The organism is Streptomyces sp. NPDC101166, from assembly GCF_044768125.1.
Classification (GTDB): Bacteria; Actinomycetota; Actinomycetes; order Streptomycetales; family Streptomycetaceae; genus Streptomyces.
Genome location: NZ_JBIWPF010000015.1, coordinates 175,592 through 188,653 on the forward strand (window position 1 = coordinate 175,592; position 13,062 = coordinate 188,653).

The window sequence follows — 13,062 nt, forward strand, 5'->3', positions numbered from 1 at the left end:
GCCGAGCGCCGTACCATCGTCCTATGGTTACGGAAGACGCGGTGCGCGAAGCGCTGGCGACGGTGAACGACCCCGAGATCAACCGGCCCCTCACCGAGCTCGGCATGGTCAAGTCGGTGGAGATCGGCGCGGACGGAGCGGTCGCGGTCGCCGTGTACCTGACGGTCTCCGGCTGCCCGATGCGGGAGACGATCACGCAGCGCGTGACCGACGCGGTCTCCGGGGTCGAGGGCGTCACCCGCGTCGAGGTCACGCTCGACGTGATGAGCGACGAGCAGCGCAAGGAGCTGGCGGGCGCGCTGCGCGGCGGCCAGGCCGAGCGCGAGGTCCCCTTCGCCAAGCCCGGCTCCCTCACGCGCGTGTACGCCGTGGCGTCCGGCAAGGGCGGCGTCGGCAAGTCCTCCGTGACGGTCAACCTGGCGGCGGCGATGGCGGCCGACGGCCTGAAGGTCGGTGTCGTCGACGCGGACATCTACGGTCACAGCGTGCCGCGCATGCTGGGCGCCGACGGGCGTCCCACCCAGGTCGAGAACATGATCATGCCGCCGTCGGCGAACGGCGTGAAGGTCATCTCGATCGGCATGTTCACCCCGGGCAACGCCCCCGTGGTGTGGCGCGGCCCGATGCTGCACCGCGCGCTCCAGCAGTTCCTGGCGGACGTGTACTGGGGCGACCTGGACGTGCTGCTGCTCGACCTGCCGCCGGGCACCGGCGACATCGCGATCTCGGTGGCGCAGCTGGTCCCGAACGCGGAGATCCTCGTCGTGACGACGCCTCAGCAGGCGGCCGCGGAGGTCGCCGAGCGGGCCGGCTCCATCGCCGTGCAGACCCACCAGAAGATCGTCGGCGTGGTCGAGAACATGTCGGGCCTGCCCTGCCCCCACTGCGACGAGATGGTCGACGTCTTCGGCACGGGCGGCGGCCAGAAGGTCGCCGACGGTCTGACCCGCACCACCGGCGCGTCCGTGCCCGTCCTGGGCAGCATCCCCATCGACGTCCGGCTGCGCGAGGGCGGCGACGAGGGCAAGCCGGTCGTCCTGACCGACCCGGACAGCCCGGCGGGTTCCGCCCTGCGGGCCATCGCCGGAAAGCTGGGAGGACGGCAGAGGGGCCTTTCGGGACTGGCCCTGGGGATCACGCCGAGGAACAAGTTCTGATCCCACGGGATGCCGCCGGCGCTCTCGCTGAGCCCTGCGACGAGGGGGCGCCGGCCGACCTGCGGCGCCCCTTTTCCCATGCCTGGGCGGCGATGGACCTCACGCGTACGCGGCGAGGTCCTTGATCATGGCGAAGCCGAGACCGTACGCGCTCATCCCCCTGCCGTACGCCCCCACGTGCACGCCCTGCCCCGTCGAGCCCGCCAGGACCCAGCCGAACTCGGACTCGCGGTAGTGGAAGGGCGCGGAAACGCCGTCGACCGGCAGGGACAGCGTCGACCAGGCGGAGCCGGCGAGGTCGTCCGCGAGGGCCCACGCCGTCTCGGTCTGCTGGTCCAGCCAGTCGTCGCGCAGGCTGTGGTCCAGCTGGCCCGGCCAGGTGTGCGACAGCAGCCCCAGCCCCGCCAGCCAGGCCGCCGAGGACACCGACGTGGCCTCCAGCAGCCCCGTGCCGTCCCCGCTGCGCCGCACCGGGTTGGCGGCGACGGTCACGACGACCGTGAACTTCCCGCGGTCCTCGCCCGAGGTCTCGTGCCGCACCGACGGCTCCTCGCCGTGCCCGATCGCGCCGTGCTCGACGGCCCCGTCGGCCGCGGTGCCGACCTGCATCAGCCAGCGCGGCCCGGTGAAGGCCTCGTCGAGGCCGTACCACGGGAAGGGCGCCTCCAGGTAGCGGTCGACCGCGCGCCGGGTGGAGGGGACCTGTTGTCCACCCTCCGCGGCCGGCGCCTCTTCGACTGCCCGACTCGTCGTCTCCATGTGCCCGACGCCTCCTCGCTCTCGCCGGACCGCCCCGGCCCGCCGCCCTTCGGGTGGCGTCGCCTCACTGGTACGGCCCGCACAACAACCAGGCAGCATAGCCACCCCGCCGCCGACCGCGGGGAAACCACCCGGTGCGCACGACGTGCGCCCCCTCACATCGGAGGGGGCGACGCGGGGCGCGTGACGCTCAGGTGGCGTCCGCGTCGAACGGAGGACGGTCGTCCTTGCCTGGCTCCTCAGGCTTCTTGGTCATGTCCAGCCGGCCGCCGGACGAGGAGGAGGATGACGACGAAGCGGCGGCGGTGTCCGGCTCGTGGCCGTGGACCGCGTCGGTGACCTCGGCCATCTCCTTCTTCAGGTCGAAGCCGTTGCGGATCTCCTTCAGCCCCAGGTCCTCGTTGTCCAGCTGCTTGCGGATGAACGTCTTGGGGTTGAGGTCCTCGAACTCGAAGTCCTTGAACTCCGGGCCGAGTTCGGCGCGGATGTCCTGCTTGGCGCTGTCGGAGAACTCACGGATCTTCCGGATCGTGCGCGTCATGTCCTGGATGACCTTGGGGAGCTTGTCCGGACCGAAGACGAGCACGGCGAGGACGGCGAGCGTCACCAACTCGAGCGGGCCTATGTCATTGAACACCTGAAGCTCCTTGCGATGTCCGCGGTCCTCGGCCCTCGGCGGTCAGTTCCGGTCTTCCGTGGTCCGGGCCGGGTCCACGGTACCTGTCGCACCTGTCCGACCGGTACCGCCCCACGGCGGACGGGCGCCGGTCGGCGGCCGGTTTTTGACGTTGTTTGCCTTGGGGCGCCGCGGGTCGGCGGCCCTCTGTGAGGGTGCCGTCAATCGCTGCTCCCGGAGGAACCGAGGACCAGGGTGAGCGTGCGGTCCCCGCCGCCGCGCCGGACGGTGAGTTCCATGCGGTCTCCGGGGCGGTGGGCCCGCGTCTTGACGATCAGTTCCTCGCCGGAGTGGACGCGCCGGCCGTCGATCGCCGTGATGACGTCGCCGGCGCGGATGCCGGCCCGGTCGCCGGGGCCGTCCGGGGTGACCGGGAGGCCGCCGTCGCCGCCCTCGGCGCGGACCCGGGCGCCGTCGCCCGTGTAGTCCATGTCGAGGGTGACGCCGATGACGGGATGGGTCGCCCGGCCGGTGTTGATCAGTTCCTCGGCGACCCGCCTGCCCTGGTTGACCGGAATGGCGAAACCCAGGCCGATCGAGCCGGCCTGACCGCCGTCGGCGTCGGAGCCGTCGACGGCGGAGCGGATGGCGGAGTTGATGCCGACGACCTGACCGCGCGCGTCGAGGAGGGGGCCGCCGGAGTTGCCCGGGTTGATGGGCGCGTCGGTCTGCAGCGCGTCCACGTACGACACGTCGCTGCCGTCGCCGCTCTCGCCGCCGGCGGTGATGGGCCGCTCTCTGGCGCTGATGATGCCGGAGGTGACGGTGCCCTCCAGGTCGAAGGGGGCGCCGATGGCGACGACCGGGTCGCCGACCCGGACGTTGTCGGAGTTGCCGAGGGGCAGCGGGGTCAGCCCCCGCACCCCGCTCACCTTGACCACGGCGAGGTCGTACCCGCTGTCCTTGCCGACGATCTCGGCACGGGCGGTCTGGCCGCCGTTGAAGACGACGCTTATCTCGCCGTCGGATCCGGCGGGCGCGACGACGTGTTCGTTGGTGAGGATGTGGCCCCGGCTGTCCAGCACGAAGCCGGTGCCGGTGCCGGACTCCGCGCTTCCGCTGACGTGCAGGGTGACCACGCTGGGCAGGGCCCGGGCGGCGATGCCGGCGATGCTGTCGGCGTCCCGCCCGGCGGGCGCGGCGGAGGCCTGCGGCAGCTTCACGGCGTCGAGCCCGCCGTTGCGCTCCAGTTGGACGCCGACGAACCCGCCGAGCAGCCCGGACAGCAGGGCGATGCCGAGGGCTCCCCCGACGAGCGCCTTCCGCGCCCGGCTACGGCGCTGGTCCTGGCTGAGCACGGCGGCGCCGGTCTGCTGCAGCGGCCCCGCGGGCGCTGAGGCGACGCCACGGGCTGCCCAGGGGTCGTACCGGTACCAGGGGTCACCGGCTTCGGGGGACGCGTCGGCCTCGGGGACGGGGGCCTGGGCGGGGGCGTCCGGTGCGGGTGGGGGGGCTGACGCGGCCGGTGGCACGTCCTGGGCGTGCGTGGCCGCCGGGTGCTGTACGGGCGGTGCGGAAGCCCAGGGGCCGGGCTCGCCGTAGGGCGGGGTGCTGTACGCGTCGGGATCGTGCAGCGGCTCGGGACGCACGTCGTCGGCGGGGTCCTGGGCTTCCGGAGCGGCCGCGGCCGGCTCGCCCACGGGAACCGTCTCGGACACGTCGGCGGAACGCGCCACCGGAACCCCGGCAAGCGTCCCCGCCTCGGGCACCGGATCCCCCGCGAGCGCCTCCACCCGGTGCGCCGAAGCCCCCGCGAGCGCCCCCGGCTGGTCCGCCGATACGTCCCCCGACGCCTCCGCCTGGCCCTCCGAAACCCCGGCGAAGGCCTCCGCCCGATCCCCGGGGACCCCCGCGAGCGCCGCCGATTGTTGCGCCGATGCGCCCGCCGACGCCTCCGCCTGGCCCTCCGAAACCCCGGCGAAGGCCTCCGCCCGATCCCCGGGGACCCCCGCGAGCGCCTCCGGCTGGTCGGCCGGAGCCCCCGCGTACGATCCCGGCTGGTCCGCCGATGCGTCCCCCGACGCCTTCACGAGTGGCTCCGCCTGGGCCGGCGGCTGCCCCGGCTGGGCCGGTCGGCTCAGTTCGTAGTCGCCGTCGGCTTGGGCCGGAGGGCTCGGGCTGGCGAGTTCGAAGTCGCCGTCGGGGGTCTCCCCGGCCTGAGGGCGCGGGCGGTTCCACCACTTCGCCTTGGTCGGCTTGCCCTCGTCCATGCTCTCCCCGCTCGGCCCCCGTCGCGCCCGGTTCCTCGCACGGGCGCGATCCTCCCTGGATTCAACCAGGTCACGGCGGCCCGGTGGCAGGGTTCGGTCAGCGGGCGATCTGCGGAGAGAAGGGAGAGCGGCTGGGAGCGGGCGCGTCGTCGGGGACGGAGGCGGGGGCGGCGAGCAGGTTGGGCGCGCCGGTCGAGGGCGCGGCGTCCCAAGCGGTGAGCGCGATCGGCGGGGGCGTGGCCAGCGGGCGTATCAGCGGGGACATCGCCGCCGCGCCGGCCACCATGGGCGTGGTGAGCCGGTGCAGCACCTGGGGCTCCACCGGGGCGCCGGCCGGGGCCGGAATCCCGGGCAGCAGCGGGGCGGACACCTGGGTCGGGGCCACCGGAGCGTCGCCGAGGGTCGTCCCGGCACTCTGGGAGAGGAGGGGTCCGGCGGTCCGCCGCCGTTGGTTCTCCGGGACCGCCGTCGAACCGGCGCCGCCCGGCGTGCGGGCCGGGGTCACATTGCTCCCGGCGCCCGCCCCACCGCGTGCCTCCGCGTCGGCCGGGGCGCCGGTGTTCATGCCGCCGAGGGCGATCGCGGCCAGCGACACCGCGCCGGCGGCGACGAACGCGAGCCGCAGCCCACGGGAGCGCTCGGCGTCGCCCCGGCCCACCGGGTGGATGCGGAAACCGCGGTCCGGGGAGGGCGGGAGCACCGAGCCGTGCTCACGGGCGGGGACGTAGCCGAACTCGAACGGCTCGTCGCGTCTCACCCCGAAGACGGAGGAGGCTCCGGGTCGGGCGGCTGGGAACCGGTCCCCGAACGCTCCCCCGAGCGGCGGCATGCCGCCGCCGCCCCCCGGATCACCTCCCCCGGGGAGCCCCTGGAGTCGGGCCAGGAAGCTCTCGGAGGGGGTGGGTGGGGCCACTTCGGCGAAGACGTTCTTCAGCCGGCGCTGCGCGTCGACCTCCGTCTTGCACTTGGCACAGGTCGCCACATGCGCGAGCACCCGCTCGCGCGCGTCATGACCGAGCTCGCCGTCCACGAGGGCGGAGAGTCGGTCGCCGAGGTGCTGTTCCGCAGGGGTAGGACGGGATCCACTCACGCCGTCGCGCCCCCTCCCCCCAGAGCGGGCACCCGGGCCATGAAGGAGCGCCGCTCCGCGCGCGCCTCGGGCGAGCGGTGGGCCAGCGCCTTGCGCAGCTGCGAGCGGCCGCGGTGGATGCGCGAGCGGACCGTGCCGAGCTTGACGCCGAGGGTCGCGGCGATCTCCTCGTACGACAGTCCTTCGATGTCGCAGAGGACGACCGCGGCGCGGAACTCGGGCGCGAGGGTGTCCAGGGCCTGTTGGACGTCCGCGTCGAAGTGGGCGTCGTTGAAGAGCTGCTGCGGGGTGGGCTCCCTGCTGGCCAGCCGCTCGGCCGCGTCCTCGCCGAGCGCGTCGAAGCGGATGCGCTGCTTGCGGCGGACCATGTCCAGGAAGAGGTTGGTGGTGATGCGGTGCAGCCAGCCCTCGAAGGTGCCCGGCGTGTACGTCGACAGGGAGCGGAAGACACGGACGAAGACCTCCTGGGTGAGGTCCTCGGCGTCGTGCTGGTTGCCCGTGAGGCGGTAGGCGAGCCGGTAGACCCGGCCGCTGTGCATGCTGACGATCTCCTCCCACGTGGGCGGAGTCCACGCCTGCCCGTCCGCGTCGGTGGAGAAGGTCGCGGTCGGAGCGTGGCCGTCGGTGGGACCGGCGGCCCGGCTGTGGTCGGCAGCGGTGTCGTTCACGGATTTCGGCCTGCCCGCCGATCCGAGGAAGCGCCGCAGCACTCCTCCCCGATCCACAGGTGCAGCCGCACCTCCCCTGTCGGCTCTGGTGGTGTCCAGTGGAGCCCCTACCATAGCCACCTCGCCCGTTAGCTCCGGATAAGCGGTTTTACGAGAATTTGATGTGCGCCGGCGCCGCTCATCCGGCTGCGTCAGCACTTGCTCGACGTCTCGTCCCTGGTCGTGATCCAACTGTGTCCCCCGTCGTCTGTCCCACCCCTTCAAACGCGCGGTCCCATCTGCGGGTTCCCGACGCCAACGGATACAGTCACGCCGAGGCAACCACGGGGACAGGAGAGGGACATCACCGGCAACCGGCAGACGAGCTGGGCGTTCGCCGACGCCTATGTCGCCGAGGACGAAGCGCTGCGCTGGGCCCGGGAGCGAGCCCGCGAGGCAGGGCTGCGCTCGGTGTCGCCCAGCACGGGCGCCGCGTTGCGCCTGCTGGCCGCCACCGTGGACGCCAAAGCGGTCGCCGAGATCGGCACCGGCACCGGCGTCTCCGGGATACACCTCCTGCACGGCATGCGCCCGGACGGCGTGCTGACGACCGTCGATCCCGAGCCGGAGCACCAGCAGTTCGCCCGGCAGGCCTTCCGCGCCTGCGGCTTCGCCAGCAACCGGGCCCGTTTCATCCCGGGCCGCGCGCTCGACGTCCTGCCCCGGCTCGCGGACTCCGGATACGACCTGGTCTTCTGCGACGGGGACCGGCTGGAGGTCATGGACTACCTCGCCGAGTCGTTGCGTCTGCTGCGGCCCGGCGGCCTGGTGGTGTTCGAGGGCGTGTTCGCCAACGGCCGCACGATCGACTCCGGTCCGCAGCCCACGGAGGTCATAAGAGTGCGTGAGCTGTTGCGGGAGGTGCGGGAGAGCCTGGAGTGGGTGCCCTCGCTGCTGCCGGTGGGCGACGGGCTGCTGTGCGCGGTCAAGCGCTGACGGGCGAGGCTCCCTCTTCCCCTGGGCGCCGCGGCCCGGAATCCCGTGGAGAAACAGTCGCCCCGGCACCCGTGAGGATGCCGGGGCGACTCAAAGGGTGTGGTCGCTTGCGCGTCAGCCGACGACAGGCCCACCCCCGCATGGGCAGCAAGCACGCTCTCGCGACCTGCGCCTCATAGCTCGCTCGCGGTCAGCCGACGACCTTCTTGAGGGCGTCGCCCAGCGCGTCGGCCTCGTCAGGGGTCAGCTCGACGACGAGCCGACCGCCGCCTTCGAGCGGAACGCGCATGACGATGCCCCGCCCCTCCTTGGTCACCTCGAGCGGGCCATCGCCCGTCCGCGGCTTCATGGCCGCCATGCTCGTTCCCCTTCCTGAAACCAGCTCATCGTCAAGGCCGACGGCCCGTGAAGGGCACGCGCACTCCGTCAGGGGACACGCGACACCGGCATCGAACACATTGCTTCCAGGCCATTATCCCGCATCTCAGGACCCGATGACCAACATCAGTAGGCATCGCTTGGGCAACGCACGCGAGCAAAACCACTCATTTCGGCGATGTGGATGCCATACTTCGCGTCCGCACGCGCTCGAGCCTGCCGTAAATCGCCGCGGATTGTTTGACGCAGGTCACACGACCACCGCCCCCGCGTCCTTCATGCTGTCCTGGGCGAGGGCGTACCGGTCGGTACGCCGCCGCCCGCAACCACGGACCGCGACCGACGACGGAGGGGACAACCCATGGCCGACACCGTGCTCTACGAGGTGAGCGACGGGCTCGCGACGATCACTTTGAACCGCCCCGAGGCGATGAACGCGCTGAACATCGCGACCAAGGCCGCCCTGCGGGACGCGGTGCGCTCGGCCGCGGAGGACGACGCGGTACGGGCGGTGCTGCTGACCGCCGCCGGCGACCGGGCGTTCTGCGTCGGCCAGGACCTCAAGGAGCACATCGGGCTGCTGGCCGCCGACCGGGAGACCGGGTCGGGGCAGACGATGAGCACGGTCAGGGAGCACTACAACCCGATCGTGCGCGCGATCACCGAGGCGCCGAAGCCGGTGGTCGCCGCGGTGAACGGTGTCGCGGCCGGGGCCGGCTTCGGTTTCGCCCTCGCGGCGGACTACCGGATCGTCGCGGACACGGCCGCCTTCAACACGTCGTTCGCGGGAGTGGCGCTGACCGCCGACTCCGGCGTCTCGTGGACCCTGCCGCGCGTGGTGGGGCCCGGGCGGGCCACCGACCTGCTGCTCTTCCCGCGCACCGTCAAGGCGCAGGAGGCGTACGAGCTGGGCATCGCCAACCGGGTCGTGCCCTCGGCGGAGCTGCGCGCCGAGGCGGAGAGCGTCGCGCGGACGTTGGCCCAGGGGCCGACGGTCGCCTACGCGGCGCTGAAGGAGGCGGTGGCGTACGGGTTCTCCCACTCGCTGGCCGAGACACTGGAGAAGGAGGACGAGCTCCAGACGCGGGCGGGACAGTCCGAGGACCACACGATCGCCGTGCAGGCGTTCGTGCAGAAGGAGAAGCCGAAGTACCTGGGCCGGTAGGGCGTTCTCTCGAAAGGACGGCGTCAGCGGCTCACGCAGGTCTCCAGATGGTCGTTGACCAGGCCGCACGCCTGCATCAGGGCGTACGCCGTCGTCGGGCCGACGAAGCGCAGCCCCCGTTTCTTCAGCGCCTTGGACAGCGCGGTCGACTCGGGGGTGACCGCCGGGACGTCGGCGAGGGTCCTGGGGACCGGGCGGCCCGCCGGGTCGGGGGCGTGGGACCAGATCAGGTCGTCCAGGTCGCCCGGGGCCCAGTCGGCGAGCACGCGCGCGTTGGCGAGGGTCGCGTCGACCTTCGCGCGGTTGCGGATGATGCCGGGGTCGGCGAGGAGGCGTTCGCGGTCCTCGTCGGTGAACGCGGCGACCGAGCTGATCGCGAAGTCCGCGAACGCCTTACGGAAGCCGGGGCGGCGGCGCAGGATCGTGATCCAGGACAGGCCGGACTGGAAGGCCTCCAGGCTGAGGCGTTCGAAGAGGGCCTCGTCGCCGTGGACCGGGCGGCCCCACTCCTCGTCGTGGTACGTCACGTAGTCCGCGGTGGACAGGGCCCACGGGCAGCGCAGCGCGCCGTCCGGGCCGGCGAGGGCCGCGCCGTCGCTCATCGCTGGTCCTCGGGCGCGGACTCGTCCGTGGAGACCTGGCGCTCGGGCGGGCGGGCGGCGGTCAGGGCGGACTCCAGTTCGGCGATGCGGTGGTCGCGTTCGGCGAGTTCGGCGCCGAGGCGGTTGAGCACGTCGTCGACCTCCCCCATGCGGTAGCCGCGGGCGGCGAGGGGGAAGCGGAGGCGGTCGACGTCGGCCCGCTGGACGGGGCGGTCCGGGGGCAGGGGGTCGCGCAGCCGCTGGGGAACGGCTTCCGGCAGCGGGCCGTCGCCCTCGCCGCCGCCCACCACGGCGAGCGTCACCGCGGCGACCACGACGGCGAGCGCGACGACCAGGAAGAAGAACATAACCATCGGTGGGTCCCCACGCTCGCTGTGCTCGTATCGGATGTGTCAGGGTCCGATCGTGCCATGCGGGCGCGGCGGTTAGGGTCGCAGGCGGTAGATGTGCAGGACGTATCAGGAGAGGTCACAGCGGATGCTCAGGCTCGGCAGGCGTGAATTCGGCACCCACGAGCCGGTGATCATGGCGATCGTGAACCGCACCCCCGACTCCTTCTACGACCAGGGGGCGACCTTCCTCGACGAGCCGGCCCTCGCGCGCGTGGAGCGGGCGGTGGCGGAGGGCGCCGCGATCATCGACGTGGGCGGCGTCAAGGCCGGGCCGGGCGAGGAGGTGTCCGCCGAGGAGGAGGCACGGCGCACGGTCGGTTTCGTCGCCGAGGTGCGGCGGCGTTTCCCCGACGTCGTGATCAGCGTGGACACCTGGCGGGCGGAGGTCGGCGAGGCCGTGTGCGAGGCCGGCGCGGATCTGCTGAACGACGCGTGGGGCGGCGTCGATCCCCATCTGGCGGAGGTCGCCGCGCGGTACGGGGTGGGGCTGGTGTGCACCCACGCGGGCGGCGCGGAGCCCCGGACGCGGCCGCACCGGGTGACGTACGACGACGTCATGGCCGACATCCTGCGGGTGACCGTGGGGCTCGCGGAGCGGGCGGCGGCGCTGGGCGTGCCGCGCGAGTCGATCCTGATCGATCCCGGGCACGATTTCGGGAAGAACACGCGGCACAGCCTGGAGGCGACGCGGCGGCTGCCGGAGATGGTGGAGACGGGGTGGCCGGTGCTGGTGTCGCTGTCCAACAAGGACTTCGTGGGCGAGACGCTGGACCGGCCGGTGAAGGAGCGGGTGGTGGGAACGCTGGCGACCACTGCCGTGTCGGCGTGGCTGGGGGCCCAGGTGTACCGGGTGCACGAAGTGGCGGAGACGCGGCAGGTCCTGGACATGGTGGCGTCCATCGCTGGGCATCGGGCGCCGGCGGTGGCGCGGCGGGGTCTGGCGTAGTCTCCCTCGCCCCGCCGCCCTTTCCCGTCCCGGCCCCGGGGGCTGCCGCCCCCGGACGGCCCGCTTAGCGGCCCGCTTCCTTCGAGACCAGTGCCACCGCCTCTTCCACGTCGTCCGTGACGTGGAAGAGGAGGAGGTCCTTCTCCGCGGCCTTGCCCTGGGCGATGAGGGTGTTCTGCAGCCAGTCGATCAGGCCGGCCCAGTACTCCGTGCCGAAGAGGACGATCGGGAAGCGGGTGACCTTCTGGGTCTGGACGAGGGTCAGGGCCTCGAAGAGTTCGTCGAGGGTGCCGAGCCCGCCGGGCAACACCACGAATCCCTGCGCGTACTTGACGAACATCATCTTGCGGACGAAGAAGTACCGGAAGTTGAGTCCGATGTCGACGTAAGGGTTCAGGCCCTGCTCGAAGGGGAGTTCGATGCCCAGCCCCACCGAGACGCCGCCCGCTTCACTCGCGCCCTTGTTGGCCGCCTCCATCGCGCCGGGACCGCCGCCCGTGATGACGGCCCAGCCGGCCTCGACCAGCGCCCGGCCGAGCCGCACGCCCGCTTCGTACTCCGGAGAGGTCGCGGGCGTCCGGGCGGAGCCGAACACACTGATGGCGGGCGGGAGTTCGGCGAGGGTGCCGAACCCCTCGATGAACTCCGACTGGATGCGCAGCACCCGCCAGGGGTCGGTGTGGACCCAGTCGGACGGGGCCCGTTCGTCCAGCAACCGCTGGTCCGTGGTGCTCGCCTGCACCTGGTCCCGCCTCCGGAGGACCGGTCCCAGGCGCTGTTCCTCCGGTGGCTGCTTCTTGCCCTCGGGGTTGCCTGTAGCCATGTGAGCTCCCTCCGCTTGCGCGTCGTTCGTACCTCAGCGTAGATCTACGCGGGTTACGGAGGGGGGACGTCGGCGTGTTCGGTCCCGTGACGGTTCAGCCGGTGAGCCAGTCGCGCAGGCGCTCCTCGCCCGCGAGGATCTTCGCCGTGTCCACGCGTTCGTCCCGCTTGTGTGCCAAGTGGGGGTTGCCGGGGCCGTAGTTGACGGCGGGGACGCCGAGCGCCGAGAAGCGGGAGACGTCCGTCCAGCCGTACTTGGGCATCGGGGCGCCCCCCACCGCCTCGATGAACGCGGCGGCGGCCGGGTGGGAGAGGCCGGGCAGCGCGGCGCCGCTGTGGTCGTCCACCACGAACTCCTCGACCCCGCACCCCGCGAAGACCTCACGCACGTGGGCGATCGCCTCATCGGACGAACGGTCCGGCGCGTAGCGGAAGTTGACGGTGACCACGCACTCGTCGGGGATGACGTTGCCGGCGACGCCGCCGCTGATGCCGACCGCGTTGAGGCCCTCGCGGTACTCCAGGCCGTCGATGACGGGGTACCGCGGCTCGTAGGCGGCGAGGCGGGCCAGGATCGGGGCGGCCGCGTGGATCGCGTTGGAGCCCATCCAGCCGCGCGCGGAGTGGGCCCGCTCGCCCCGGGTCTTCAGCAGGACCCGCAGGGTGCCCTGGCAGCCGCCCTCGACCTGACCGTCGGACGGCTCCAGGAGGATCGCGAAGTCGCCCTCCAGCCACTCGGGGCGGGCCTCGGCGACGTGCTTCAGACCGTTGAGGTCGGCGGCGACCTCCTCGTTGTCGTAGAAGACGAAGGTCAGGTCACGGTTCGGCTCGGGGACGGTCGCCGCGATGCGCAGCTGGACCGCGACGCCGGCCTTCATGTCACAGGTGCCGCACCCCCACAGCACGCCGTCCTCGTCCAGCGTGGAGGGGACGTTGCCCGCGATGGGGACGGTGTCGATGTGGCCGGCGAGGATCACCCGCTCCGGGCGGCCCAGTCGGGTGCGGGCGATCACGTTGTTGCCGTGGCGGTCGACCGTCAGGTGCGGCAGCGCGCGCAGGGCGGTCTCGATCGCGTCCGCGAGGGGCTTCTCGGCGCCGCTCTCCGACGGGAAGTCGACGAGCCGGGCGGTGAGCGCAGCGGCGTCCAGCGTGAGGTCAAGCGGGGTCTCGGCCATGCCGTCGACCCTAACGCGCCGACTGCGGCTCCCGCCGATCCCTCCCT

General features: G+C 72.6%; 14 protein-coding genes. 4 read left to right on the forward strand and 10 right to left on the reverse strand.

Translation table 11 applies throughout. The features are described 5' to 3' along the window. The first annotated feature begins 23 nt into the window (after positions 1-23). A complete protein-coding gene (locus tag ACIRS4_RS26125) occupies positions 24-1,157 on the forward strand; it encodes an Mrp/NBP35 family ATP-binding protein (RefSeq protein ID WP_404200518.1) in 1,134 nt (377 codons plus the stop codon). 99 nt (positions 1,158-1,256) lie between these two features. Here ACIRS4_RS26125 and ACIRS4_RS26130 read toward each other — a convergent pair whose 3' ends face one another. From ACIRS4_RS26130 to sigE, 5 genes are all read right to left on the reverse strand, one after another. Next, positions 1,257-1,916 carry a hypothetical protein gene (locus tag ACIRS4_RS26130; protein ID WP_404200521.1) on the reverse strand — a complete coding sequence of 220 codons (660 nt, stop codon included), beginning with the start codon at positions 1,914-1,916 and terminating at the stop codon, positions 1,257-1,259. Positions 1,917-2,106: 190 nt separating this feature from the next. Further along, positions 2,107-2,553, reverse strand: coding sequence for a sec-independent translocase (locus ACIRS4_RS26135; RefSeq protein WP_404200524.1), 447 nt, complete (start codon positions 2,551-2,553; stop codon positions 2,107-2,109). Between the two features lie 200 nt (positions 2,554-2,753). Beyond that, positions 2,754-4,802 carry a trypsin-like peptidase domain-containing protein gene (locus tag ACIRS4_RS26140; RefSeq protein WP_404200527.1) on the reverse strand — a complete coding sequence of 683 codons (2,049 nt, stop codon included), beginning with the start codon at positions 4,800-4,802 and terminating at the stop codon, positions 2,754-2,756. Between the two features lie 97 nt (positions 4,803-4,899). Continuing rightward, complete coding sequence (locus ACIRS4_RS26145) at positions 4,900-5,892, reverse strand: zf-HC2 domain-containing protein (RefSeq protein ID WP_404200530.1); 993 nt, start codon at positions 5,890-5,892, stop codon at positions 4,900-4,902. Continuing rightward, a complete protein-coding gene (gene sigE, locus ACIRS4_RS26150) occupies positions 5,889-6,674 on the reverse strand; it encodes an RNA polymerase sigma factor SigE (RefSeq protein WP_404200533.1) in 786 nt (261 codons plus the stop codon). Before sigE ends, ACIRS4_RS26145 begins: the two co-directional genes overlap by 4 nt. 162 nt (positions 6,675-6,836) lie before the next feature. Here sigE and ACIRS4_RS26155 point away from each other — a divergent pair, with 162 nt between their 5' ends. Next, on the forward strand, positions 6,837-7,535 hold the full coding sequence (locus ACIRS4_RS26155; protein ID WP_404200683.1) for an O-methyltransferase: 699 nt from the start codon (positions 6,837-6,839) through the stop codon (positions 7,533-7,535). A 190-nt stretch (positions 7,536-7,725) separates the two neighbouring features. Here ACIRS4_RS26155 and ACIRS4_RS26160 read toward each other — a convergent pair whose 3' ends face one another. Further along, positions 7,726-7,893: a DUF3117 domain-containing protein gene (locus tag ACIRS4_RS26160; RefSeq protein ID WP_003966491.1), complete on the reverse strand. Its 168-nt coding sequence runs from the start codon at positions 7,891-7,893 to the stop codon at positions 7,726-7,728. A 381-nt stretch (positions 7,894-8,274) separates the two neighbouring features. Between ACIRS4_RS26160 and ACIRS4_RS26165 the strand changes: the two genes are divergently transcribed. Further along, a complete protein-coding gene (locus ACIRS4_RS26165; RefSeq protein WP_404200536.1) occupies positions 8,275-9,078 on the forward strand; it encodes an enoyl-CoA hydratase/isomerase family protein in 804 nt (267 codons plus the stop codon). A 23-nt stretch (positions 9,079-9,101) separates the two neighbouring features. Here the strand turns inward: ACIRS4_RS26165 and ACIRS4_RS26170 are convergent, their stop codons facing one another. Both ACIRS4_RS26170 and ACIRS4_RS26175 read right to left on the reverse strand, forming a co-directional pair. Beyond that, positions 9,102-9,680 carry a DNA-3-methyladenine glycosylase I gene (locus tag ACIRS4_RS26170; RefSeq protein WP_404200539.1) on the reverse strand — a complete coding sequence of 193 codons (579 nt, stop codon included), beginning with the start codon at positions 9,678-9,680 and terminating at the stop codon, positions 9,102-9,104. Further along, entirely contained in the window at positions 9,677-10,027 is a 351-nt protein-coding gene (locus ACIRS4_RS26175; protein ID WP_404200685.1) for a DivIVA domain-containing protein, read from the reverse strand. The genes ACIRS4_RS26170 and ACIRS4_RS26175 overlap by 4 nt, the downstream gene beginning before the upstream one ends. Before the next feature lie 130 nt (positions 10,028-10,157). Between ACIRS4_RS26175 and folP the strand changes: the two genes are divergently transcribed. Further along, positions 10,158-11,018: a dihydropteroate synthase gene (folP, locus tag ACIRS4_RS26180; protein ID WP_404200542.1), complete on the forward strand. Its 861-nt coding sequence runs from the start codon at positions 10,158-10,160 to the stop codon at positions 11,016-11,018. Positions 11,019-11,082: 64 nt separating this feature from the next. Here the strand turns inward: folP and ACIRS4_RS26185 are convergent, their stop codons facing one another. Together ACIRS4_RS26185 and dapE are read right to left on the reverse strand one after the other, a co-directional pair. After that, positions 11,083-11,841: a TIGR00730 family Rossman fold protein gene (locus ACIRS4_RS26185; protein ID WP_404200545.1), complete on the reverse strand. Its 759-nt coding sequence runs from the start codon at positions 11,839-11,841 to the stop codon at positions 11,083-11,085. Between the two features lie 94 nt (positions 11,842-11,935). Continuing rightward, entirely contained in the window at positions 11,936-13,015 is a 1,080-nt protein-coding gene (gene dapE, locus ACIRS4_RS26190; protein ID WP_404200547.1) for a succinyl-diaminopimelate desuccinylase, read from the reverse strand. Positions 13,016-13,062 lie beyond the last annotated feature (47 nt).

Bases quoted from the DNA above. Each gene is read 5' to 3' on its own strand.
- ACIRS4_RS26125 (WP_404200518.1), top strand. From the start codon at position 24: ATGGTTACGGAAGACGCGGTGCGCGAAGCGCTGGCGACGGTGAACGAC.
- ACIRS4_RS26130 (WP_404200521.1), bottom strand. From the start codon at position 1,916: ATGGAGACGACGAGTCGGGCAGTCGAAGAGGCGCCGGCCGCGGAGGGT.
- ACIRS4_RS26140 (WP_404200527.1), bottom strand. From the start codon at position 4,802: ATGGACGAGGGCAAGCCGACCAAGGCGAAGTGGTGGAACCGCCCGCGC.
- sigE (WP_404200533.1), bottom strand. From the start codon at position 6,674: ATGGTAGGGGCTCCACTGGACACCACCAGAGCCGACAGGGGAGGTGCG.
- ACIRS4_RS26160 (WP_003966491.1), bottom strand. From the start codon at position 7,893: ATGGCGGCCATGAAGCCGCGGACGGGCGATGGCCCGCTCGAGGTGACC.
- ACIRS4_RS26165 (WP_404200536.1), top strand. From the start codon at position 8,275: ATGGCCGACACCGTGCTCTACGAGGTGAGCGACGGGCTCGCGACGATC.
- ACIRS4_RS26170 (WP_404200539.1), bottom strand. From the start codon at position 9,680: ATGAGCGACGGCGCGGCCCTCGCCGGCCCGGACGGCGCGCTGCGCTGC.
- ACIRS4_RS26175 (WP_404200685.1), bottom strand. From the start codon at position 10,027: ATGTTCTTCTTCCTGGTCGTCGCGCTCGCCGTCGTGGTCGCCGCGGTG.
- folP (WP_404200542.1), top strand. From the start codon at position 10,158: ATGCTCAGGCTCGGCAGGCGTGAATTCGGCACCCACGAGCCGGTGATC.
- ACIRS4_RS26185 (WP_404200545.1), bottom strand. From the start codon at position 11,841: ATGGCTACAGGCAACCCCGAGGGCAAGAAGCAGCCACCGGAGGAACAG.
- dapE (WP_404200547.1), bottom strand. From the start codon at position 13,015: ATGGCCGAGACCCCGCTTGACCTCACGCTGGACGCCGCTGCGCTCACC.